Consider the following 23,140-nt stretch of genomic DNA (forward strand, 5'->3'; position numbering starts at 1 on the left):
GGTTCGTAAAGGGCGGACGACGGCCGCCATCCTGAGCGAGCGAAGCGAGTCGAAGTGCCGGTTTGAACAGGTGGCAGGAAAGCGGAATTTGTCATCCTGAGCGAGCGGAGCATTCGACAGTCCAGTGGACTGTCGAACTCCCGAGCACGCGGAGCGAGCGCAGGGAGGCCCCGCGAAGCGGGGACGAAGGATCCCGCGCGGCGACAGCATGACGCGCCGCCGGTTGAACAGGTGGAAGGAAACGACATGGGCATGAAAGTTGCAGTGTTGATGGGCGGCGCGTCGTTCGAACGCGAGTTCTCGCTGGCCAGCGGCAAGAACGTATGCGCGGCGCTCGAGGAGGCCGGGCACAAGGTGGTGCCGCTGGACACCACGAGCGACCTCGTTCCCACACTGCGCAGCGAGCGTCCCGACGTGTGCTACAGCGCCCTGCACGGCAAGCACGGCGAGGACGGCACCATCCAGAGCCTGCTCGAGTTCGTGGGCATCCCCTTCATCGGCTCTCCGTCGCACGTGTGCCATCGCACGTGGAACAAGGACTCCATGCACTACGAACTGGCCACGTACCGCGCCATCACCGGCGAGGCGCCTGTGGCTTCGTGGCCGCAGGGCCTCTACATCGCGCGCGACGCGTTCAAGGACATGGGCGCCGCAACGGCGCTCGACTTGGTGGAAGAGCGCGTGATAGGCGGCTACCCCGTGGCGGTGAAGCCCGCGCACGGTGGCTCGGCCCTGGGCGTGCACCGCGTGGACTCCGTCGACGACCTGGGCGAGGCCATCCTCGACGCGCTGTCGTTCGACGAGGCCGTGGTCATCGAGCAATGGGTGGAAGGCGTGGAGATGGCCGTGTCGGTGCTGGGCACCGGCTGGGACGCCTACGCGCTGCCGCCGGTGGAGATCGTGCCGAAGCAGGGCCTGTACGACACCGCCGCCCGCCTCGATCCCAACGCGGTCGACTACATCGCGCCGGTGCGTCCGTCCTCCCTCTCCGATGACGAGGGCGACGCGCAGGCCATCCGCGCCGAGATCGAGCGCGCCGCGCTGGAGGTCTACCGCGCCTACAACGCGCGCGACCTCGCCCGCATCGACCTCATCTGGGACGGCGCCCAAGCCCGTGTGTTCGAGGTGAACGTGTCGCCCGGCATGACGGAGAACTCGCTGTTCCCCGCCGCCTGCGCCGCCGCCGGCCTTTCCCTGTCCGGCGTTCTGAACGAACTGGTGAGCCAGTACGCGAAGTAAGGGCAGCGTGGGGTTATGTCCTTGCGTGCACGCACATACCGCGCACTCTTTCTGTCTGTGCTTGTCGCGCTCGGCTTGTCGCTGTGCGCGCTCGTTCCGTTTGCCGTTGCTGCGGAGCCCGCGTTGCCGGTTGCGCAGGCTGTCGAGAGCGGCTCGACCCGTCCGGGACGGCTTTCGCCGCCGATCAAGCGGAGCCTTCCCCTGCCGAAAGAGGCGATCCGGACGATCCGGTCTACCAATTCGCCTTCAACTTGGGGTATGCGCTAGCCTACGTCCTAGCCGCACTTTTCCTTGCGATCCCTCCTTTGGCAATAGCCGTAGCCGTCTACGCCTTGGTGAGCAAGAGGCGCATGGCGAAACGCGTACCCCCCGTCATGATGCCGCTGGCTGCGGCACCGCCCCAGGTCGGGCCTCCCTTGGCCGGGTCGTATGCGGGGGGCGTTCCCGTCGAGACGCCCCGCAAAGAGGTGCCGCCTCAAGCCCAGCTTGTGAAATTCAGCGACGAATACGTAGAACAGCTCGCGCGCAAATACGAGTCGGCCGACGCGGAACCGGGCGTTCCGCAATAAAGCCGTCGGTCGGGCGACGTGCCGAAAGCGCGTTCGCCTATGCGATCTCCGGTGTTGATTCACACCGCTATGCTACACTTTTGCCGAGAGTCGGGTACGGCGCGGTGCATGCGAAGGCGGTATTTCGCAGGAGGCGCCGACGGAGCGTCAGACAGGAGAGGGATAGACGATGGGCATTCTGGACCGTTTTTCCGACATCGCCAAGGCGAACGTCAACGACCTGCTCGACCAGTGCGAGGATCCCTCGAAGATGATCGACCAGTATCTGAGCGACCTCACGGAAGACCTGATAGAGGTGAAGCAGGGGACCGCCGGCGTCATGGCCGAGGAAACGCGCACGAAGCGCCTGGTGGACGAGAACGACGGCCAGATCGCGCGCTTCGCGGGGCTTGCCCGCAAGGCGCTGGAAGCCGGCAACGAGGACGACGCGCGCGTGTTCCTGACGAAGAAGCAGGAGCTGGAAGCGGAAGGCGCCGACTTGGCCGTCATCTACGGGGCGGCGCACGACAATGCGAGCAAGATGCGCCAGCTGCACGACAAGCTGGTGGACGACATCGAGAAGCTCAACGCGCGCCGCGAGCTGATCAAAGCCAAGGTGTCCGTGGCAAAAACGCAGGACTTGGTGAACGAGTACGCGCCCCGCACCGAGAAGGCGTCGGGCGCGCTGAACGCGTTCGACCGCATGGAGGATGCCGCCGATACGCTGCTCGATCGGGCGAACGCCGCCGCCGAGCTCGACCAAGGCCCGGCAGATGAGGCCGCGGCTCTCGAAGCGAAGTACGCCGGCATGCGCGGCAGCGCGGCGGTCGAGGACGAGTTGACCGCGCTCAAAGCGGAAATGGGCCTGTAGCGCCGACGGCGCGCGGAAAAGGGAGGCGCGATGGGTAGATCGGGAGGGGGAGGCTCGGGCGGCCGTTCCGGAGGAGGGCGTTCCGGCGGCGGCTTCTCGGGAGGCGGCCGTTCGTCGGGCGGGTTCTCCGGAGGGCGCTCGTCCGGAGGCTCGGGCGGAAGGTCGCTCTTCTCCGGCGGCAGCTCGGGAGGTTCGGGGTCTGGCGGCGGATCGCGGAATCGCGGCTCGGGCGGCTTCAACATAGGCCCCATCGTGCCGATCTTCATAAATCGGGGGCGGAAACGCGGCGGCGACGTTCCGCGCGGGGACGCTCCGGGCTACGGCTACCCGCCGAACGGTTATCCCCCCGCGGGTTCCGGGGCGCCTTACGACAACGCCCCGAACAACGCGCCGGGGTACGGCGCGCCTCCCAACGGCGGCGCTCCCGGCACGTACCCCTCTTCTCCCTATCCCGGCAACGCGCCTTCCTACGCTCCGCCCTCTGCCGGTGCGCCGAGCGCCGGAGCGGGCTCGTCGAAGAAGGGCTGCGGCTGCTCCACCGTCCTGCTGGTGCTGGGCGTGCTGATAGTGCTGTCTTCCGTGGTGAGCCTGGCGTTCTCGTGCGCGGGCACGAAGATCGACGGCACGCCCATCGTCGAGCGCGAGCCGCTGGCCGCATCGGCCGTCGTCGAGACCGGTTACTACACCGACGAGGACGGCGATTGGGTGCACAGCCCGGGCAAGCTCGAGAACGGCCTGCTCGATTTCTATCGGCAAACCGGCGTGCAACCCTACGTGTACATACTGCCGAACGGCACGACCACCTCGACGCAGGAGCTGGGCGCGCTCGCCGAGCAGCGTTACGACGAGCTGTTCTCGGACGAGGGCCATTTCCTGCTCGTGTTCTGCGACGATGGCGATGGAGGGTTCAACTGCGGCTACGCGATGGGCTCGCAGGCGCGCTCCGTCATGGACGGCGCGGCCGTCGACGTGCTGGCCGCCAACCTCGACAAGAACTACCGCAATTACTCGCTCGACGAAGAGGAGATATTCTCCAAGGCGTTCGCCGATACGGCGAAAACGATCATGGAGAAGGACGAAACCGTGTACAACGCCGTGGTGTCCCTGGTGGTGGTGCTCGTCATCGTGCTGGCGTACGTGGCGTACCGGGTGATGCGCACGAAGAGGCAAGAGAAGGAGCGAGCGCGCCAGCTCCAAGAGGAGCTGCTCAGAACCCCGCTGGAGAAGTTCGGGGACCAGGATGTGGAGGAGCTCTCGCGCAAGTACGAGCAAGCGCCACCCCAGGCGCCCGCCAACGCCGCGCCTGCCCAGCCGTCGGCGCAAGCGCAGGCACCTTCCGAGACCTCCGCGCCGCCACCCCAGCAGCCCGGCGCCTAACAGGGAACGACCCCGCCGAAGCGCGGGGATACCATACACGATGCAAGACAGGAGAGCGGTAACCATGGGAATACTCGATCGATTCACCGACATCATCAAGGCGAACATCAACGACCTGCTCGACAAGTGCGAGGACCCCGCGAAGATGATCGACCAGTACCTGCGCAACCTCACCGAGGACCTCGCCGAGGTGAAGCAGGAGACCGCCGGCGTCATGGCCGAGGAAAAGCGCACGAAGCGCCTGGTGGACGAGAACGCCGCCGAGGTGGCGAAGTACGACGACCTGGCACGCAAGGCGCTGGCGGCCGGCAACGAGGCCGACGCCCGCACGTTTCTGGCGAAGAAGCAGCAGCTCGACGCCCGCACGGCCAGCCTGCAGGAATCGTACGAGGCCGCCTGCGCGAACGCAGCCAAGATGCGCCAGATGTACGACAAGCTGGTGAGCGACATCGAGGAGCTCAACGGCCGCCGCGACGCGGTGAAGGCCAAAGTGGCCGTGGCCAAGACGCAGGACAAGGTGAACGACATCGCGTCGGGCGTGGACAAGAGCGCCGAGGCCATGGGCGCGTTCGCGCGCATGGAGGCAAAGGCCGACGGCATGCTCGACCGCTCCAACGCCATGAGCGAGCTCAACGCGAAGCCGGTGGACGACGCGGCCGCGCTCGAGGCGAAGTACGCCGCCGCCGGCAACGACGCGGCCGTGGAGGACGAGCTCGCCAAGCTGAAGGCGGAGATGGGGCTGTAAAAACAAAGGCCAGGCTGCGGGTCGTGTTGAGGCGCGGCAACGAAAAGGCAACTGAATCATAGAGCGCTCGTGTATTCCGTACCGCCGGAAGGTGGCTGCCCCTATAATGGGTAAATCGACAAACGTCCAGAACATCCTTTAGGAGGCAGATATGGGCAACAAATTCGGATCCTTTCTCGCCGGCGGTCTGATAGGCGCCGCCGTCGCGCTGCTGTACGCTCCCCGCGCGGGTCATGAGACGCGCGCCATGGTCACGGACAAGGTGAACGCCGCATGGGGCGAGGCCCAAGAGCTGGGCGCCCAGGCGAGCGCGAACGCGCAGCAGGCGTACCAGGGCGCCACGGCCAAGGGCCAGGAAGTCGCGCACGACGTGGCCGCCAAGGGCCAGCAGGCCGTGCAGACCGCGCAGGCCAAGGGCCAGGAGCTTTACGGCGCCGCCAGCGCGCGCGTGCAGGAGGCCGCCGACAACATCAAGCCGGTGTTCTCCGAGAAGAACGACGATCTGCGCGAGAAGATCGAAGCCGCCCGCCAGCGCATCGCTGCCCAGGTGGCCAAGAACGCCGAACAGGCCCATGACGCCGTGAGCGACAAGATTCCCGTGGCGGCCGACGCCGCGCACGAGACGGTGGACAACGTGGCCGACAAAGCGGAGGACGTGGCCGACAAGGCGAAGGACGCTTTCGAGACGGCCGCCGACAAGGTCGCCGGCGACGGCAAGGAGTCGAAGACCGAGCTTCCCGATTACGCCGTGCCGGGTCAGCCGGGCGGCTCCGACATCGCGGAAGGCAAGAAGGAATACTAGCAGCTTGCACAAACGAAGGCGGCGAAGCGTGAAGCCGAGCGGTGCACCAGTCGCTCGGCTTTCGCTCGCCGTTTTCGCGTCATCGGCGTGCTTTCGGCCGCTGCGGCGTGAGAGCGTCGCGACCGCTTCGCGCCGCACGCGTTTGGGGGAAGAGTAGACATGGCCAAGCAACTGATCACGACCGACGAGCTCATGGGCGTGCGCGTCGTCGGCGGGAAGAAGGGCACGAGGCGCATCGGCAAGGTGCGCCGCTTCGTGTTCCACCCGAAGGAGAAGCGCGTCGTCGGCTTCGTCGTGAAACGCCCCGACCTGCTGTGGATGTTCCACCGCAAGGACCTGTTCGTTTCCATCAACGGATTCGACGTGGAGGACGGGCGCATCGTGGTGCGCAACGAGCCGACGGCCACCAACCGGGCCGCCTGCAAAGAACTCGGCGTCGATTGGGACGCCTGCGTGCTGTGGGTGGGGCTGCCCGTCATGACCGAGGACGGAGAAACGCTCGGCGTGGTGGGCTCCGTGACGCTCAATCGCTCGACCGGGGTCATCGAAGGCATCACCACTGACAGCGGCGCCACGGCCAACGCGCTGCTGGGCAAACGAGAGATATCCGCCGATCTTGTCAAAGGCTTCAAACGCGGCATGGGCGCGGCGTTGGCGCGTACCGGCGAGGAAGGGCAGGAGGCCGACGACGTGGTGCTCGGCGCCATCCTCGTGGCCGACGAAGCGCGCGACATCGCGGTGGAGGGCGGCTTGGCCGAGAAGGCCGGCGAGGCCACGGCCGTGGTGGTTGACAAGGCCCACACCGCCGTCGACAAGGCAAAACCGGTGGCAAGCGCCGCCGCGAAGAAAACGGGCGAAGTGGTGAACAAGGGCGCCTACGCCACCGGCAAGCAGATCGCCGCCACCAAGGGCATGTTCTCCGGCTTCAAGGAAGAGTACGACAAGGCGCGCGGTCCGAAGCCCGCCAAGGAGACCGCCATCGAGAAGGCCGACGACGAAGCCGCATCGCCCGCGCCCGTCAAGAAGGCGGCCTCCGCGAAGCAGCCGACGGCCGCGAAGCCGGCGGCGTCGACGGCCAAGAAGAAGCCCGCCCAGAAACAGGCTTCCAAGAAGGGCATGTTCTCCGCGTTCAAAGAAGAGTACGACAAAGCGCGCCACGACGAATAGGCATACCTTGACGCAAAGATCCCCGCATACCTCGGAAACCGGCAAGCTGAAGCAGAAGGCTGTCGAACGCAAGCACGAGCTGCACGAGAAGGCGCAGCAGGAAACGACCGTCCACGGCCATAAGATGGAGAAGGGCGACATCTTCAAGTTCGTCGGCCTGATCGCGTTCTTCGCCATCATGGTTCTGATCTGCGTGCTCATCTGGCCGTACGTCGCCGATATATTCGAGCCGGGCGGGATCGATCGCGTCATCGCCGATGTGCGCGGCGCGGGTCCCGTGGGCTTCCTCATTCTGTTGGGGCTGCAGTTCTTGCAGGTCGTGGTCGCGTTCGTTCCCGGCGAGGTCGTGCAGATCGCTGCCGGCATGCTGTATGGGCCGTGGCTCGGCGCGCTCATCATCCTGTTGGGCTGCGTTATCTCCAGCGCGTTCATCTTCGCGCTCGTGCACAAGCTGGGCGCGCCCTTCGTGCAGAACATGGTGCCCACGAAGTACCTGGAGAAGTTCCGCGCCTTCGAGAAGACGGGCAAGCTGAACATAGTCGTGTTCATCCTGTTCCTGATTCCCGGTTTGCCGAAGGACGTGTTCACCTATCTGGTGCCGCTGACCGACATGCGCATGCGCACGTTCCTCATCCTATCGAACGTCGGCCGCGTCCCCGGTGTCATCGTGTCCACGTATGCGGCCGACGGACTCGTGGACGGGCGCATTCTGGAAAGCGCCATCATCTTCGCCGTGGCCGCGCTTATCGCGGTGCTGGGGATCGTGTTTCAGAAACGCATCATGAAGTTCTTGGAAAGGCACTCGCATCGCGACAAATAGGATCGCGCGATGTGGCCGAGATGCGCCTCTGAACAGCTGCCGGTAAGCGCGTTTTCGAAACATTCGGCAACGCAAACCTTAAAGATAGTATACAGATAGCAATATCAAGGTGACAGGTTATCGACAAAACCGGCGGTGCCGGATACCATGGCGCTAGATACCTCGAAACCTCACGATAGAGAGGCTACATCATGAACCTCAACGAGCAGAATACTCAGAACACCAACGTAAACGACGAGGTCGTCGCCGCAGAGGCCGAGCTTCGCGCCGCCCAGGAAACGCTCGAGGCCGCCCGCGCGCGCCTCGCCGAGCTGAAAGGGGAGCATCCCGCCGTACAGCCGGGCGCCGACTCCGCTTCGAGCGACGTGCTCGTGGACGAGCTGGAGGTCGCGGCCGTAATGGTCGACGAAACGGGCGAGGTCGAAGGCGTTGTGGTGGAGCATGTCGCCGTGCCCGTTGAAGACCTCGCTTCGCGCGTCGAAGCCAATTCCGCCCTCGACGAAGACGACGCCGATGAGCCTGTGGGCGAGGCGGATGCCGACGCGAAGGCCGCTTCTGCGACGGCGGCCGGCCCTGCCGAAGGGGAGGTTTCCGAAGGGTCTCCGACCGATTCCGCAGCCATGCCCTCAACTGGTGCGGCGGCCTCTTCCGCCCAATCCGAGCCGACGCCCGATTGGGTGCCCTACACGACGGCGCCTGTTCCGGGTCCGGCCTCCGGCTCTCAACCGGCGACCCCCTCGGGCGTGCCGTACACGCCGCCAGCGCCCTCTGCGGAGCCAGGCCCCGTGCCGCCCGCGTCCTCGCAGGGTTACTACCAGCAGCCTCAGCAGCCCTACGGCGGCTATGCGGCGCCCGGTTACGGGCAAACGCCGCACGCGGGCCCGGGCGCGGTTCCTCCCCAGCAACCGTACTACGGTTACCAGCAGCCGTACTACCAGCAACCCGTCATAGCGACGAAAGACCACGTGGCCGCAGGTTTGCTGGGTATCTTCCTGGGCGCGCTGGGTATCCACAAGTTCTATCTGGGATACAACACGGCCGGCTTCATCATGCTCGCCGTCACCATCCTGGGCAGCCTGTTCACGTTCGGCCTGGCAGGCGGCGTCATGTGGGTCATCGGCATCATCGAGGGCATTCTCTACCTGACGAAGTCCCAATCCGAGTTCGAGCAGATCTACGTCGTGAACAAGCGCGAATGGTTCTAAGGTTCCGGCGGCCTGGCGGGACACCCTAAGTGGAGCGGCCGGCTCTCTGTTGTCATCCTGAGCGGAGCGACCGCAGGGAGCGCAGTCGAAGGATCCCGTGCGGCGACAGCCGTGGCATTTGCAGCTACCGCCGCCCGGGATCCTTCGACTTCGGCCTGCGGCCTTCGCTCAGGATGACAGGGGCGAGGACCATCCTCGCTGACTTACTACGCCAACCTGCGCGGCCGTTATGCGGCCTCCGGCCGCATGGCAGGCGTCGCTGCGCTTGCCTGCCAGGGCGACCTGCGCGGTTGTTTTCGCGCTGCGCGCGAACGGGCGCTCTGGAGAGCGCCCCTACGGTCGACCTGGGCGTCTCTTCTCGCGCCTTGCGGCTCCCGTGCGGTAACCGCCCGCTCGCCTGATAGTTCCCCGGTTTTTCGGTGAATCGGCGCGGACGGTTCCCCCCATTGGCTAGAATAACGGCATCGATTAAGGCAGCGTTGCCTTTGCGACTGAGATCCTATAAGGAGGAAATCATGCCCCAAATTACTCGTGATCAGGTGAGGGTGCCGGCCGACGTCATGCCGGAGTCCCGTGACGAGTACATCGAGAACTACCTGAAGGCCACGCGCGGCACGGGTCGTCTCATGCTGTTCGCGTGCGACCAGAAGATCGAGCACCTCAACAAGGACTTCTACGGCGAGGGCATCGACATCGCCGACGCCGAGCCTCAGCACCTCTTCGAGATCGGCCGCCAGGGCGTGTGCGGCGTGCTCGCCGGCCAGCGCGGGCTCATCGCTCAGTACGCCGCCGACTATCCCGAGATCAACTACCTTGTGAAGATGAACTCCAAGACGAACCTCGTGGGCACGAAGCAGGACGATCCCTATTCGCCGCAGCTCTACGACTTGGACGCCGTGCTGGCCATGCGCGAGGCCGGCGTGAACGTGGTGGGCATCGGCTACACCATCTACCTGGGCAGCGAGTACGAGTCCACCATGATGGCCGAGGCCGGCGAGCTCATCGCCCAGGCTCACGCCAACGGCCTGCTGGTCGTGCTGTGGATCTACCCGCGCGGCAAGGCCGTCACGGCCGAGAAGGACCCGGCCCTCATCGCGGGTGCTGCGGGCGTGGCCCTGTGCCTTGGTGCCGACTTCGTGAAGGTGAACCCGCCGAAGCCCGAGGACGGCACGGCTTCGGCCGAGGCCCTCAAGGTGGCTACGATGGCGTCCGGCCGCACGGGCCTCGTGTGCGCCGGCGGCTCGACGGTGGACGCCGAGACGTTCCTCACGCAGCTCTACGACCAGATCCACACGGGCGGCGCCGTGGGCAACGCCACCGGCCGCAACATCCACCAGCGCTCGCTGGACGAGGCCGTCCGTCTGACGAAGGCCATCAGCGCCATCACGCTGGCCGACTACTCCGTGGCCGACGCTCTGGCCGTGTTCAAGGGCGAGAAGGACTTCTCGCTGTAAGTCGCACCGGTTCTCGCGTTTCCATCAGCGCCCCCTCCGCACATCGCGCAGGGGGCGCTTTTTCGCGGGGCGACGGTTGCCGCTGGCAAGTCTTCATACGTCCTTTACTGCAATTGTCAAAGCGTTTGAGAATTTTTCGTACATCTCCTAGTTTTCTCAAAACATTTGAGCGTTTCACGTGAAACATGAGATGGAAAATTCATTTTCATTTATGGAACTATGTACTTATTGAGAATGAATCTCAATAACTCTAGTATTTCTTACCCGTTCGCGTGTACGATGAACCCATCGAAAAGCAGAACGCCCAAAGTTCTGCCCAACGTTTTCACCCAACGATGAAAAGGGGACGAAACCATGACTGACCGTACCGATACCACGAAGCTCACCAACGAAGCGGGCAATCCCGTTGCCGACAACAACCATACGCTGACCGCGGGCGAGCGCGGCCCCATGATGCTCCAGGACAACTGGATGATCGAGAAGCTCGCGCACTTCGACCGCGAGGTCATCCCCGAGCGACGCATGCACGCGAAGGGCTCGGGCGCCTACGGCACGTTCAAGGTGACGGGCGACATCAGCAAGTACACGAAGGCCAAGGTGTTCCAGCCGGGCGCCGAGACCGAGGTGTTCGTGCGCTTCTCCACCGTGGCCGGCGAGCGCGGAGCGGCCGACGCCGAGCGCGACATCCGCGGCTTCGCCATGAAGTTCTACACGCCCGACGGCAACTGGGACCTCGTGGGCAACAACACGCCCGTGTTCTTCCTGCGCGACCCCAAGAAGTTCATCGACCTCAACCATGTGGTGAAGCGCGACCCGCGCACCAACATGCACTCCGCGCAGAGCAACTGGGACTTCTGGTCCAGCCTGCCCGAGGCGCTGCACCAGGTGACCATCGTCATGTCCGACCGCGGCATCCCGGCCAGCTACCGCCACATGCACGGCTTCGGCAGCCACACCTACTCGCTCATCGACGAGAACAACAAGCGCACGTGGGTGAAGTTCCACCTGAAGACCCAGCAGGGCATCAAGAACCTCACCGACGAAGAGGCGGCCGAGATCATCGCGGGCGACCGCGAGAGCCACCAGCGCGACCTGTTCAACGCCATCGAGCGCGGCGAGTTCCCCAAGTGGACGTTCTCCATCCAGGTGATGGACGAGGAGACGGCGAGGAACTACAAGGAGAACCCGTTCGACATCACCAAGACGTGGAGCCACAAGGAGTTCCCGCTCATCGAGGTGGGCACCCTCGAGTTGAACCGCAACCCCGAGAACTACTTCGCCGAGGTGGAGCAGGCCGCGTTCGCGCCGACGCACCTGGTGCCGGGCATCGGATTGTCGCCCGACAAGCTGCTGCAGGGCCGCCTGTTCGCGTACGGCGATGCGCAGCGTTACCGTTTGGGCGTGAACCACAACCACATTCCGGTCAACCGTCCGCGCTGCCCCTACGCGGAATTCCATCGCGACGGTCAGATGCGCACCGACGGCAACTTCGGCGGCACGATAGGCTACGAGCCCAACAGCTACGGGCAATGGCAGCAGCAGGCCGACGCGGCCGAGCCGCCGCTGGACCTGTTCGGCCCGATGGACGCCTGGGACCCCGCCGATGACCCCACCGACGACACGTTCTACCAGCCGGGCGACTTGTACCGCCTGATGGAAGAGCCGCAGCGTGCCGCGCTCATCGACAACACGGCGCGGAACATGGACGGCGTCACGGAGAACATCCGCCTGCGCCATGCGGCCCATTGCTACAAGGCCGACCCCGAGTACGGCGACCGCTTGGCCGAGGCGCTGGGCGTGGATGCTAACCGCGTGCACGAGCTCGCCGCGATGACGCACGAGGAGCGCATGGCCGCCACCGGCCAGCAGGTCCCCGCCCGCAAGAAGGGCGGCGAGGTGAAGGTGTAGCTCTCTATCCTCCTCCTTAAAATGTCCTAAATGGGGACTGTCTCCATTTAGGACACCCATTTAGGACATTTGCATCGGCCGCCTCTGCCCATTTCTTTCGGCAGGGGCGACTTGCTTTTCCTGCCGCCGAAATAGTCGCTTAATCCTTCGCCGAAGTATTAAGCGACGAGGCGAATTCCCCTTCATGGACAGCTTCGCTGACGGGCCCGCTCGCGGAAAGGATCGCGACGCGTAGAAGGCGCGCCCCTTATCTGCTGCGGCGGATGCGGACGCGCGAAGCCGTCAGCGCAACGGCGGCGGCGAGCGCCAGCCCTGCAATGACGGCGATGCGCTGGCCGTCGCCCGACTTGGGAAGCTCTTTGACGTTGGACCCGTCGTTGCCGGCGGAGGGCTGGGCGCCGCTCGAGCCGTCGTCGACGATCTCCGCTTTCTGTTCGAACACGGCAAAGGGCGAAAGTTCGTCTACGGTCATGCCCGCGCGGCCGTTCTGCACGACGGCCTTCGTCGTTTCGAGCGAGCCGTCGGTTTTCTGGTGGACCATCCATACGGTCTCGCCCTCGTGGCTGGCATCGACCGAGAACGACACGGAAAGCGCGCCGGTGTACGGGACGTCTTCTCCGGTCGTCGCATCGACGACCGACACGTTCGCGCCGGTAATGAGCTCGCCCAACTGGTCGGATGCCGTTGCGAGCTTTGCGATCTGCCCGTCAGCAAGGGCCGAGAGCGCGATGACGGCCTCGGCGTTCGCGGAGAACGCCCCCGAAACCTCGACGTGCGCGCCGGCAAGGTCGGCGGCCAGCGTGCGCTCCTCGTAGGAAGGCTCGTATTCTTCCGGCAGGTCCACCGTCACGCTCATGGTGTCGCCGGCGGCGTCGCCCACCGTTAGGGAGATGCCGGAGTCGACGCGCCCGGCGGGCGTTTCGCAGCCGTCGTAGAGCAGGAGTGGCAGGACGTCGTCGGCGAAGCCGAATTCCGTGCAGACGGCGGCGTTGTAGAACGGGCGATACTTCATCGGCAGGCCGTCGTGGTACGGCGTCCCTTCCAAGTAGACGGGCATGACGCCCGGTCGGTGGTCGACCGTGTTCACGGTGTTCCTTATGTCGGTGTTTTGGGCGAGCAAATCACGCTCGCTTACGACCCCTTGGTCGATGTGCCAAACGACGATGCCGCCCGTTTCATTGTAGTAATTCGGATTCCCCTTGTGCCCCGCTTGGCGGTAGTAACCCGTCAACCCTTTGTCGAAGCCCTCGTATTGGCGGTTCTCCACCAGGTAGTACTCGCCCTCGGAGCTCGCCGGGATGCGCAGGCACCGATACCCTTCGCTGCTCTGGTGCGCGGACACGTCGTACGTGCCGTCGGAGGTTACGTCCACGGGCTCGATGTACTCGAGCGCCGCCAGGCAGTACGGGTCGAGGCCGACCGGGGTGAACACGGTGACGCCGTTCTCGTCGTATCTGCCCCAGCTTCCGCTTGCCATCAGGCTGGTCGCATAGACGTCGTAGTCGATCCAAGGGTATTCATCGACGGTTCCGCCGCTGTTGGCGGAGTAGCGGACGTCGTACAGGTCGGGAAGCCCCAGGTAATGTCCCAGCTCGTGCGCCACCGTGCTAACAGGCGTTCGCTGTGCGGGATAAACGACCACCTCGTGCCCCTCCGAATCCAAATCCGAGATCTTGAAGGTTTCGCCCATGGTGATGTAGGAGTCGAGCGTGACCTCGCTGCCCGTTTGGGGGTTGGTGATCGTTTCGGGTTCGAAGTTGTCTTTGTCCATGCTGGACAAATCCCACGAGACGGCCCACGTTGCCGGCACGTTGTAGCCCGCCGAGGCCTCGTATCCCGCCACGACGAACAGCAGCCCCGCCTCGGTCTTCTCAAGCTTTCCGTCGTGGTTCGCGTCGTAGGCCGCGAAGTCGATGTACTTCGAAGCCTCGTTGAGGGCATCCACGTACATGGAGCGCTGGTCGGCGGCTTCGGGGCTTTTGAAGTCGGCGGCCTTCCAGTTGCCGTGGTTGCGGTCGAGCGTCACGTGGATGATGCCGTCGCCGGCTTTGTCGTGCACGTTGGTGTTGCCGTCTTTGCCATACTCGCTCGTTTCTTCTGCGGCGGGCGCCCAGGCGAACTTGCCGTTCGACATGGTGGCGTAGTAGTTGGTGATGCTGTTGTCGCTGCCGTAGAGCTGGTCGTGCCAATCGTAGTCGTCGCGGTAGCGCTGCTCGGCGGCGGGCCACTGCGCCTTGTTGCCCTTCGAGTCCGTGTATTCGATGGTGGCTTCGGGACCTTCGGGGCTCTCGAACCCGATGACGATGGTGATGAGCGGCAGCGAGGTCTTGGTTTGCGCTGCCGACAGCAGGTTGTTGGCGTTGGCGTCGGACGATCCCTGCACGGCCTCGATGTCGCTGAGCGTCACCACGTCGCCCGTCTCGTGCGACGCGCCGGTGTAGGTGCCTCCACCCAGCGCAGCGTAGGCTCTCTTGCCTGCGTCGTTCGCCAGCACCGAGGGCGTGAGCGCGTTCTCCGGCGCGGCGCCGTCGGCGCGCGGCCCGAACGCGAAGTCGGAGCCCGCGTCCTTCACGTAATACCACGTTTGGTCGGACGGACTCTTCTGCACGAGGAAGCCGTCGGTGGTGCGGACGTAGTGGAAGTACTCGTCGCCGCGCTGTCCGGCCTGGAAGGTGGTGCCGTCGGGTTGTACGTAGCGCTGCTCGACCTCCAACGCGGGTCCGGCGAAGGCTGTGGCGGGCGCAAGGCAAAGCGCAATCGCCAGAACAAGGAGGGAGAGGAAAACGCGGCCCTCGGGACGAGGTATCTCGCGAGTCTTTTGCTGCATGGCGTTCTCTTTTCGACCGGGCTCTATGCGTGGCAGCAGCCATTTTGCGATACATGAAACGAGAATATCATAGCGCAATCCGATTTGGCGGACGTGCGCAGGGCGGGGCGTTCGTGCCGTCTATCGCGCCGTTCGTGCAGCGCGCGTCGCTTGTTTCAGGAGCGGTTCTCGCGGGGCGCAACGTCGTTTATGTCGTATAAGTTACAGTTCGGGACAAATTCAAAGCCGGCGTTGCGTCAATACCTATTATCTCGCTGGTGGCATATAGGTGCGTGACTACGCGTATGCACATGCGGTGCGAACGAGCTTTCGCACGTAGGGAAGCGAAACGAGGGGAGCATTATGGGATGTTTGCGCAGCGGGTTGCGTGAAAAGGCGGCAAAAGCCGGCTCGGTCGCGCTGGCCGTCGCATTGGCGATGTCGTTGGGCGGCATGACGTTCGCGTTCGCCGACGATGCGAGCGAGGATTCTCCGGCCGACCATCCCGCTGCGACCGGCGATCAAACCGCGACCGCCGATCCGACGGCGACGGACGATCGGGCCGCGACGGACGACACGAGTGCATTGGATGATCCGCTTGCGACCGACGATGTGCCTGCGCCCCTACCCGAAGCCTTCGCCGCCAACGAGCAGGCGAGCACCCCGCTGGAAGCCGACGCGGGCACGCTGGCCCTGACCACGTTGTACGTGTCATCAACCGGCGACGACACCGCGGGCACCGGCGAGGTTGCGGCTCCGTTCGCGTCGCTCGCGAAGGCGGTCGCCGTGGCGACGTCGGGATCCACCGTCGTGGTCATGGACGACGTTGTCGCCACTGGGTGCGCCCGCATAACGGACAAGGACCTCACGATAACGAGCGCAACGTCCGCGCCGGTCACCGTCACGCGCGGAGACAGCTTCGACGCCATACGAGATACCGCCCGAAGGTGGTACAACCCGGCGATGATCGAGCTGACGGGCGACACGAACGTCACGCTTTCCAACATCGTTCTGGACGACGCGGGGAAGTACCAAGGAACGCAGTTCACCGCCCAGGACACCGCGGGCGGCAGCTCGGGTGCCGAGAACACCATGAACACCGAGCGCGTGCAGGACGCGATAGTCGCCCTGTACGCCGTCAACGCGGGTTCGCTGACGCTCGACAACGCGCAGCTCAAGAACTACGGCGGTTTGTCCGCCGTCCGCGCGACCAACCCGAGCGCCTACGTGAACATGACCAACGGAAGCCTGATAACCGTGGACCTGCCTTCCTACGCGAGCGGCAAAAGTAGAAAAGGCGGCGTGTGGCTTCAGGGCAACAGCGTGACCTTCGAGATGCAGAGCGGAACGTCGATAACCAACCTGTACAGCTACGCTATTTTCCCGGAAAAATCGACCGTGAAGATGAACGGAGAGCTTTCCCGCAACCATGCCACGGCCCTCGCGAGCAACGGCGGGAACGTCGTCATCGGGCCCGACGGCGTGGTCTCGAACAACTCCGGAGGCAACACCGGCGGCGGCGTGTACGCCAACACAGGCTCGACGCTGGTTGTCAAAGGCAAGATAGTCAACAACTCCGGCAGCGGTCGCGGTGGCGGCCTGTACGTTCAAGCCAACGGCACCCCCTCCACGGCGACGCTCGAGGAGGGCGGGGAGATATCGGGCAACACGAGCCTTTCCCCCGGAGCCGGCGTGAACATCGATCAGGCGTCGGATTTCATCATGAACGGCGGAACCATCACCGGCAACAGGGCGCTGATCGGCTCCGGCAGCGGCGTTTACCTCAGGCGCGGCGCGCAGTTCGTCATGAACGGCGGAAGCCTTGCCGGCAACGGCTCGGGCGCTGCGACGAAGGGCAAGGACATCGCCCTCCAAACGGGTTCCACCAGCACGGCCCGCATGGGATCCGTCACGCTGAACAGCGACGCCCCGACCACGGTGGGTCCCGACCAAGTGTACTACGAAGACGAGGCGAAGAGCGTCTATTACGCGGGCAGCAACGCGAAGCTGACGGTGGGCGACCCGAGCGCCGCAGGCAGGACGGCGATAAAAGCCGACGTTGCCGCCGCCGGCCTCACGTACCTCGAGTCCATGGTGGTCAGGCCGGAATACGAAACCACCGACCTGGAGATCACGAACCCTCCCGCAGCCAATGCGACGGATCCGTTCTACGCGGCCGTCGTGGAGACGGACGCCTTCGGCGTTCCCGTGGGAACCTACTCCTATCATATGGTGGACGTCGCGCCCTCGGGAAACCTTTCGGTGTCGATTCCCTCATCGACGTCTGCGGCCGGCCATGCGGTCGCCATCGCCCAAGCCCCCGGCCCCGTCATCACCAAGCAGCCCGAAGACGCGAGCGTGCTCTACAACGAGACCGCGGCCTTCGAGGTGGCGGCGGAGGCGTCGACCGGCGCGGTGAGCTACCAATGGCAGAAGTCGACCGACGACGGTGCGACGTGGACCGACGTGATCGGTGCGAATTCGGAGACGTACTCGACGCCGGCTTTGGTGGACGTGGACAACGGGAACCTGTACCGCTGCAAGGTGGCCAGCAGCGCCGTGAACATCACTCTGCACAGCGACCCCGCGTCGCTCACCGTCTCGCTTCCCATAGCCGTTTCGCCTGGCAGCACGTTCGAGCAGGGGAAGGCTCCCGACACCACGGTTACCGTGGGCTCCTCCTTGTCGGTGAAGGCCAGCCTCAACCTGGATCAAGTCGTGCTGGACGGAACCGTGCTGACGGAGGGCGCGGAGTACACGTCGGCCGATGGCTCCATCATCATCAACCTGCCCGCAAGCTACCTGAACACGCTCGCGGTGGGAACGCACTCGTTGGAGGTTACGACCAAGAGCGCCCCGTACGAGGGTCTGTCCGCGCGCACGGATCTCACGGTGACTCCGGCAATAATCGTACCGGGCGATGACATCTCCAAGCCCGGCAACGTCCCAGCCGATCCACCCTCCTCTCCGCCTACGGGGGGTGGAGCTTCTTCCGGGAAACCCGCTCCTTTGCCGATTCCCGCGACGGGGGACGACGCCGGCGCGCTTCCTTTGGCTGTCGCTGCACTGCTCTCCGGCTTGGGCGTCTGCGGAGCCGCTCTTTTGGCCCGGAAGGCGAGGCGGTCCGCCGAGTAAAGAGCGAACCAGCCTGCAATCGGGCAGGTCAAGGCGCAGCTCAACACGGCGGGCCTCACGTTCCTCGACCTCGACTGGGCTAACCGCAACGCCACCGTGCTCGTCTGCCAGCAGTGCGGGCACATCGAGTGGTTCCTCTAGCGGATCAGCGGTTTCCCGCTTGGACGCAAAAAGAGGAGAAACCGTAATTTCTCCTCTTTCAACAGGGCATATAATACCATAAATCCCACTGAAAGTCGAGTCGTGCATACGTGCGCGGTTCGCGGTATAACCCTGTGCGAGGTGATGCGCATGGGTTTCGATCTGTCGATTCCGCCGCAGCTGCAAGGAGCCGCTGTGCGGGAGGATCTGGCCGTCTGCAACGAGGCGACGGCGAAGTACGGGCTGCGGTTGACCGAGCAGCAGGCGCGGGGGCTTGCCGAGCGGCGCAGCGAGGCGCTGCGTGCCACGGGGCGCGTGGAGTTCGGGCGCGGCGTGGTGCGCGAGCTGGTGCTGGGGTTCTGCGACTCCCCCTATCTTTCGCAGGAGAATTACGAGGAAACGATCGCCGACGTGCAGGACGTGTTCTACCGTCGCAAGGAGGATTCCGAAGCGGCCGAGGCGATGGCCGACGACGACCTGGTGGCGGCGCTGCGCTACGCGTTCGACCACGAAGCGGCCGGATCGACCGACATGCTGGCTGATTTGCCTCTTGCAACGCTGCGCGCGCACGTCGCGCGCGTGCATGCCGGCGATTACGACGAGAAGACGCAGAACGAGGAGTTCGAGGAGGAGGCGGCCCGTGAAGGAGCCGAGGAGCACGTGCGCGACGAATTCAGCCGCGTCTTGGACGACGAGCGTTGGGAGCGGCCCGGCAACGACTACGCCGACAATTTCTACAACGCCTACGACGAGGTCTACCGCATCGGCTTCGGCGACAACGGCCGCATCGGCGGCTCGTCCCTTGGCTGACGCGGCGGACCCGTGCGAAACCGCACGGCGCGGCGCCGACAAGGAGCTTGCCTCGTTCTCGGACGGCGAGGCGGACTTCCAAGCGGGCCTCTGGCGGGTGCTGGCCAAGCAGGTGTCGCTCTACACGCTGGGCGAGAGCAGCTCGCTTCCCGAATACGACGCCCATCGGTTGCTTGCATCGGCATGCTTCGTTCTGGGCGTCGACCCCGACGACCCGGATCCCGTCCTCATGCGGGCCATCGTTGCGGAAGGCGCGGAGGAGGCGTTCGAGCGAGAGGTGCGCCTTGTCGAGCGCGAGGCGGAGCGCACGGACGATCTGTGGCGGGAGGTTGCCTTTACCACGCCGCTGCTGGAGAGCGTCGCGTTGAAAGACACGCTGGAGAGCCTGCGCGGCTTCCGGTCGCGTTACGCGCCGCGGTTCTTCGCGCACGAGATACCGGCCGACATCGACTACCCGCTGGCGGCGCCCGTGCCGGAAACGGTGCAGGGCGTGCGCTACGTGAACACGTACCTTGGGCGGCTTCTGTTGGAGAACCGCTTCCTGCAGCGGTTTGAGCTCGAACGCTGCAAGGGCGTGCTGCGCGCCGTGCATCCCGGCTATGGCGAGCTCATCCTGAACCTGTTCGAGCCGGTGGCGACGAACGCCGTTGGCTGCGCGCTTGCCGGGTGCGACGTTCGGGGGCTGCGGGTGGACGATGCGGGTTATGAGCGCATCGCGGCCTCGTTGCGCGGGAAGTCGGCGCGGCAGGTGCGCGTTGCGTTGGAAAACGCCGCGGCGCGTGCGTGCGACGAGGCCGGTTTGCGTCCGTCCGACGACGAGCCGGTGCGCGGTTACGTGGAAAGGCTCGCGTCCGGCTTGACGCCGCAGGTGCGCAACGCCCTCGCGCACGACGCGCTCACCGGCGTGTTCGTGCGCTGACTGCGCGTGTGGCGCGATCGAGCCCGACGGTTAGGATCGAGAGCCGGGCAATCGGCTCGCCACGCCTTGGGTGAGGTGCCGCGCGGTGATCTCGGTGAGGGGTTTGAGGGCCGCGAGCAGCGTGGCGCGCGTGGCGGGGTTCGCGCGCTTGGCGGCCTCCGCCACGCGCGAGATGGCCTTCGCGCCGCCGCTCAACAGGTCGGAGGCGTCTTGCGCGCCCGAGGCTTCCACGGCTTCGAAGAACGCGTCCACCACCACGGCCGCCTCCTCGTCGCTGAACCCGGACAGCCACTCGGTGAGCACGGCGTCGGTGAACTGCGCGCCGTCGGTCAAGGAGTCCAGGTAGACGAAATCGTCGCCGGCCACCTCCCAGGTGAACACGCTGTGCTGGTCGATGCCCTTGGCGGTGCTCTTCACCACGCGCGGCGTCGCGTGCGATTCCATGAGCATGCCGATGAGCGAGTCCTGCGGAACGGTGCGGTGGATGCGGCCCTCGAGCGCCGTCCAATCGCCGGGTTGGAAGGTGCCGGCCTTGAACCCGGGGCCGTCGTGGCTGTACACGCGCTCTATGCGGTCCTGCACGGAGGAGGCGGACTTGAGCGCGGCGTACACGGCCAGGTTCCCGCCCTTCGAATGGCCGCCCACCAATAGGCGCTTCGTCGCTCGCGACGCGACGGCCTGCAGGTAGCGCGCGGCCTGCTCCTGCGCGGGCACGGGGGAGGTGTAGGCCATGTTGAAGTTCTCGCGCCAGCCGGTGAGCGACGTGTCCGTGCCGCGGAAGCCCACGTAGGCGAATTCCTTGCGATAGACGAACGTCATGGCGGCGAACTGGGTCTGCCGCTCGGTGTCGAACAGGCTCAGGTAGTCGCGCACGCGCACATCGCGGAAACGCGGGCTGGCCGCCAGCGCCAGCAGGTTCTTCTTCACCCGCTCGGGCGCAAGGCCGGTGAACATGGCGGGGTACAGCTCGGCGCGCAGCGCGTCGACGAAGCGCACGGCACCCCGTGCGGGCGACAGCAGGTTCTCCACCACGGTGCCCAGGTCGAGGAACGATTTGCGTTCGCGCAACGCCGGCACCACGCCCTCGGCGCGCACCATGCAGAACTGGGAGAGCACGGCCGAATCCACCGGGTTGAACGGCTTCTCGTCGAACGAGGCGAACTCGGTGGCCAGATAGTCGAGCAGGTTCATGCAAGCGTCCTCTCGCACGGATAGCGGTTTCCCTTCCATTGTACCCGTTGCGGCTTGCAGCTTGCGGGTGCAGGCCCGGTTCGCGAATATGCCGCTTTGCTGATACTGTCGGGCGAAAAACACGGTTTCGGCGGCAAAACCGTGTTTTTCGCCCGACAATGCGCGCCGAACGGAGGGGGAGAGGGGCTTGAGCGTGCAGCCCCCACCCTGAGGCGCTCGTGCACATGCGCTCGGCGACGAGGGCGCTTCCGCGCAAGACAGCACAAGGCCCGCCTTCCCCGGAGGGAAAGCGGGCCTTCGCCGCACGCGGACGGGACGCGCGCGGCTCACGCGACGCGCGGGAGTCCCTACTGGTTGTTCGAGGACCCGCTCTGCCCGTCGTCGTTGTCGGAGCCGTTCTTGTCGGCGTACTCGTCGGGGGTCATGACGTCGACCACGTTGACGGTCATCTCGATGACGTTCAGGCCCGTCATGTCCTTGATGTCCTTGCCGATAACGTCTTTGATCTGGTCGAATACGTCCACGGCGGACTTGCCGTATTCCAGGATGATGTCGAGGTCGACCTTGGCGTTCTGCTCGTCAACCACGTCGGCGTCGACGCCCTTCGTCTTGTCGGCGCCGCCCAGGCCCTCCTGCACGCGGGAGAGCAGGTTGCCCTTCATGTCGATGATGCCGTCGATCTTCTGGGCGGACTTGGAGGAGATCTTCTCCACTACGTTCTCGTCGATGACGAGCTTGTACTGGGGCTCGGCGGGAGCGCTGGACTCGCTGGAAACGGAGTCGGTGGTGCCCATCGACGCGTACGGATCGTAAGAACTCGTGCTGGAGGAGGCGGTAACGGGCTTTTCCATAGTTGCTTGGGTCATGATCGTGTCCTTTCTTCGGGGTTTCTCTTGCGGAGGGGTGCGTGACGTGCGGCCTCGCCTCGCTCCCGCTTGCGGGCGCGAGGCTCGGTCGAACGGGGTCGCTAGTTTACGCGGTCGAGGAAGTGCCGCATGCGCTCGCGCGTGGCGCGGTCGCCGTCGCGGTACTTGCCCACTACGACGCCGACGGCGGCGAACACGGCCAGCAGCACCGTGGGCCAGAAGCCCGCGATGAGGATGAGCGCCGCCGCGACGAAGCCGATGATGCCGTACAGCACCGCATGGCTGTGGTTCTCCACATAGGGGGCCATGGCGCGCTTCATACTGGCGTACACGCCGCGGTCGCCCTTCGTCTGGGACGCGGCGTTCGCAATGACGTCGGACGGCGTGTCGGCGGGACGGGGGGCGTCGGCCTTTCGGTCGTGCGATTTCGATGCGTTCGCCGATCGCGAGGCGCCGGATGATCCCATGTTCATCTTCATAGCCGATTGTGTCATGCCTGCACCTCCTTACTTGCCAACGGCGTGGGCCGGCACCGGCTGGGTCTGGTGCTGGCGGCTCGTGTCGTTCGTGTACTTGGTTGCTTGCTGGGTGAACGCGGGCGTGACCACGTCGGCGTCGCCGGCGAACGTGATGCGCACGGAGTCGACCGGATATCCGGTGAACGCCTCGAGCGTCGCGGCGATCTCGTCCTGCAGCTTCGCGCCCAGCTCGCCCAACTCGGCGTTGCGGCCGGGGTCGATCTTCGCGTGGATGGACATGCGCGGGTCGTGCTTGTGCGTGATGTCCACCTTCACGTTGTTGACCGAGAGGCCGTGGTGCGCCTCCACCACGTGCTTCACCGTGGACTGGATGGCGTTCTGCGTGATGGCGATGCTGCCGTTGTCGCGCTCCAGCTCAAGCTGGGAGTTGCGACCCGGTGCGGTGAGAGCTCGGATGAGCACCACCAAAAGGCCCACTGCCGTGATGCCCAGCAATACGGCCTCGACGACGAAGAACCAGGGCATGGACACGAGCCATGCGATGGCGGGGAACAGCGGTTCCCACGCGAACCATAAAGCTGCGAGCACGCCGATGCCCAGCACGGCAGCTATGACGAACACGATCATGCAGAAGCGTTTGAACTTTCCCATGTATGC

The 23,140-nt window shown here is 65.1% G+C and carries 18 protein-coding genes; 13 read left to right on the forward strand and 5 right to left on the reverse strand.

Annotation, left to right across the window (positions count from 1 at the left end):
• Window positions 1-246 precede the first annotated feature (246 nt).
• From C1878_RS11490 to C1878_RS11540, 10 genes are all read left to right on the forward strand, one after another.
• Entirely contained in the window at window positions 247-1,239 is a 993-nt protein-coding gene (locus C1878_RS11490) for a D-alanine--D-alanine ligase (RefSeq protein WP_241963717.1), read from the forward strand.
• 738 nt (window positions 1,240-1,977) lie between these two features.
• Window positions 1,978-2,658, forward strand: coding sequence for a PspA/IM30 family protein (locus tag C1878_RS11500; RefSeq protein ID WP_114601768.1), 681 nt, complete (start codon window positions 1,978-1,980; stop codon window positions 2,656-2,658).
• A gap of 30 nt (window positions 2,659-2,688) precedes the next feature.
• On the forward strand, window positions 2,689-4,035 hold the full coding sequence (locus C1878_RS11505; RefSeq protein WP_114601769.1) for a hypothetical protein: 1,347 nt from the start codon (window positions 2,689-2,691) through the stop codon (window positions 4,033-4,035).
• Window positions 4,036-4,099: 64 nt separating this feature from the next.
• Complete coding sequence (locus tag C1878_RS11510) at window positions 4,100-4,780, forward strand: PspA/IM30 family protein (RefSeq protein ID WP_114601770.1); 681 nt, start codon at window positions 4,100-4,102, stop codon at window positions 4,778-4,780.
• 151 nt (window positions 4,781-4,931) lie between these two features.
• Window positions 4,932-5,582, forward strand: coding sequence for a YtxH domain-containing protein (locus tag C1878_RS11515; protein WP_114601771.1), 651 nt, complete (start codon window positions 4,932-4,934; stop codon window positions 5,580-5,582).
• A 159-nt stretch (window positions 5,583-5,741) separates the two neighbouring features.
• Entirely contained in the window at window positions 5,742-6,749 is a 1,008-nt protein-coding gene (locus tag C1878_RS11520; RefSeq protein WP_114601772.1) for a PRC-barrel domain-containing protein, read from the forward strand.
• A gap of 7 nt (window positions 6,750-6,756) precedes the next feature.
• Window positions 6,757-7,569 (forward strand): TVP38/TMEM64 family protein, encoded by an 813-nt coding sequence (locus C1878_RS11525; protein WP_241963718.1) that lies wholly within the window; start codon window positions 6,757-6,759, stop codon window positions 7,567-7,569.
• Between the two features lie 191 nt (window positions 7,570-7,760).
• On the forward strand, window positions 7,761-8,774 hold the full coding sequence (locus C1878_RS11530) for a TM2 domain-containing protein (protein WP_114601773.1): 1,014 nt from the start codon (window positions 7,761-7,763) through the stop codon (window positions 8,772-8,774).
• Window positions 8,775-9,289: 515 nt separating this feature from the next.
• Window positions 9,290-10,228, forward strand: a complete 939-nt coding sequence (locus C1878_RS11535) for an aldolase (RefSeq protein WP_114601774.1) — start codon at window positions 9,290-9,292, stop codon at window positions 10,226-10,228.
• A 354-nt stretch (window positions 10,229-10,582) separates the two neighbouring features.
• Window positions 10,583-12,136 (forward strand): catalase, encoded by a 1,554-nt coding sequence (locus C1878_RS11540; protein ID WP_114601775.1) that lies wholly within the window; start codon window positions 10,583-10,585, stop codon window positions 12,134-12,136.
• Window positions 12,137-12,383: 247 nt separating this feature from the next.
• Here the strand turns inward: C1878_RS11540 and C1878_RS11545 are convergent, their stop codons facing one another.
• Window positions 12,384-14,963 carry a peptidase M6 gene (locus tag C1878_RS11545; protein WP_114601776.1) on the reverse strand — a complete coding sequence of 860 codons (2,580 nt, stop codon included), beginning with the start codon at window positions 14,961-14,963 and terminating at the stop codon, window positions 12,384-12,386.
• A gap of 342 nt (window positions 14,964-15,305) precedes the next feature.
• On the opposite strand from C1878_RS11545, the gene C1878_RS11550 reads away from it, so the two are divergent.
• The 3 genes from C1878_RS11550 to C1878_RS11565 all read left to right on the forward strand — a co-directional run bounded on the left by C1878_RS11550 (window position 15,306) and on the right by C1878_RS11565 (window position 19,947).
• Window positions 15,306-18,077 carry a hypothetical protein gene (locus C1878_RS11550; RefSeq protein ID WP_114601777.1) on the forward strand — a complete coding sequence of 924 codons (2,772 nt, stop codon included), beginning with the start codon at window positions 15,306-15,308 and terminating at the stop codon, window positions 18,075-18,077.
• Window positions 18,078-18,368: 291 nt separating this feature from the next.
• Window positions 18,369-19,028 (forward strand): DUF6323 family protein, encoded by a 660-nt coding sequence (locus C1878_RS11560; RefSeq protein WP_147272938.1) that lies wholly within the window; start codon window positions 18,369-18,371, stop codon window positions 19,026-19,028.
• The gene (locus C1878_RS11565) at window positions 19,021-19,947 is read left to right on the forward strand and encodes a DUF6179 domain-containing protein (RefSeq protein ID WP_114601779.1); all 927 of its coding nucleotides are present in this window, start codon (window positions 19,021-19,023) and stop codon (window positions 19,945-19,947) included. The genes C1878_RS11560 and C1878_RS11565 overlap by 8 nt, the downstream gene beginning before the upstream one ends.
• Before the next feature lie 30 nt (window positions 19,948-19,977).
• Here C1878_RS11565 and C1878_RS11570 read toward each other — a convergent pair whose 3' ends face one another.
• From C1878_RS11570 to amaP, 4 genes are all read right to left on the reverse strand, one after another.
• The gene (locus C1878_RS11570; RefSeq protein ID WP_114601780.1) at window positions 19,978-21,138 is read right to left on the reverse strand and encodes an Mbeg1-like protein; all 1,161 of its coding nucleotides are present in this window, start codon (window positions 21,136-21,138) and stop codon (window positions 19,978-19,980) included.
• A 347-nt stretch (window positions 21,139-21,485) separates the two neighbouring features.
• The gene (locus tag C1878_RS11575) at window positions 21,486-22,004 is read right to left on the reverse strand and encodes an Asp23/Gls24 family envelope stress response protein (RefSeq protein WP_114601781.1); all 519 of its coding nucleotides are present in this window, start codon (window positions 22,002-22,004) and stop codon (window positions 21,486-21,488) included.
• A 101-nt stretch (window positions 22,005-22,105) separates the two neighbouring features.
• Window positions 22,106-22,498, reverse strand: a complete 393-nt coding sequence (locus C1878_RS11580; RefSeq protein ID WP_114601782.1) for a DUF2273 domain-containing protein — start codon at window positions 22,496-22,498, stop codon at window positions 22,106-22,108.
• 12 nt (window positions 22,499-22,510) lie between these two features.
• The gene (gene amaP, locus C1878_RS11585) at window positions 22,511-23,134 is read right to left on the reverse strand and encodes an alkaline shock response membrane anchor protein AmaP (RefSeq protein ID WP_114601783.1); all 624 of its coding nucleotides are present in this window, start codon (window positions 23,132-23,134) and stop codon (window positions 22,511-22,513) included.
• Window positions 23,135-23,140: the final 6 nt, after the last annotated feature.

Source organism: Gordonibacter sp. 28C (genome assembly GCF_003339845.1).
Classification (GTDB): Bacteria; Actinomycetota; Coriobacteriia; order Coriobacteriales; family Eggerthellaceae; genus Gordonibacter.

Bases quoted from the DNA above. Each gene is read 5' to 3' on its own strand.
- C1878_RS11520 (WP_114601772.1), top strand. From the start codon at position 5,742: ATGGCCAAGCAACTGATCACGACCGACGAGCTCATGGGCGTGCGCGTC.
- C1878_RS11545 (WP_114601776.1), bottom strand. From the start codon at position 14,963: ATGCAGCAAAAGACTCGCGAGATACCTCGTCCCGAGGGCCGCGTTTTC.
- C1878_RS11515 (WP_114601771.1), top strand. From the start codon at position 4,932: ATGGGCAACAAATTCGGATCCTTTCTCGCCGGCGGTCTGATAGGCGCC.
- C1878_RS11570 (WP_114601780.1), bottom strand. From the start codon at position 21,138: ATGAACCTGCTCGACTATCTGGCCACCGAGTTCGCCTCGTTCGACGAG.
- C1878_RS11490 (WP_241963717.1), top strand. From the start codon at position 247: ATGGGCATGAAAGTTGCAGTGTTGATGGGCGGCGCGTCGTTCGAACGC.
- amaP (WP_114601783.1), bottom strand. From the start codon at position 23,134: ATGGGAAAGTTCAAACGCTTCTGCATGATCGTGTTCGTCATAGCTGCC.
- C1878_RS11510 (WP_114601770.1), top strand. From the start codon at position 4,100: ATGGGAATACTCGATCGATTCACCGACATCATCAAGGCGAACATCAAC.
- C1878_RS11580 (WP_114601782.1), bottom strand. From the start codon at position 22,498: ATGACACAATCGGCTATGAAGATGAACATGGGATCATCCGGCGCCTCG.
- C1878_RS11505 (WP_114601769.1), top strand. From the start codon at position 2,689: ATGGGTAGATCGGGAGGGGGAGGCTCGGGCGGCCGTTCCGGAGGAGGG.
- C1878_RS11575 (WP_114601781.1), bottom strand. From the start codon at position 22,004: ATGACCCAAGCAACTATGGAAAAGCCCGTTACCGCCTCCTCCAGCACG.
- C1878_RS11560 (WP_147272938.1), top strand. From the start codon at position 18,369: ATGGGTTTCGATCTGTCGATTCCGCCGCAGCTGCAAGGAGCCGCTGTG.
- C1878_RS11530 (WP_114601773.1), top strand. From the start codon at position 7,761: ATGAACCTCAACGAGCAGAATACTCAGAACACCAACGTAAACGACGAG.
- C1878_RS11550 (WP_114601777.1), top strand. From the start codon at position 15,306: ATGGGATGTTTGCGCAGCGGGTTGCGTGAAAAGGCGGCAAAAGCCGGC.
- C1878_RS11540 (WP_114601775.1), top strand. From the start codon at position 10,583: ATGACTGACCGTACCGATACCACGAAGCTCACCAACGAAGCGGGCAAT.
- C1878_RS11500 (WP_114601768.1), top strand. From the start codon at position 1,978: ATGGGCATTCTGGACCGTTTTTCCGACATCGCCAAGGCGAACGTCAAC.
- C1878_RS11535 (WP_114601774.1), top strand. From the start codon at position 9,290: ATGCCCCAAATTACTCGTGATCAGGTGAGGGTGCCGGCCGACGTCATG.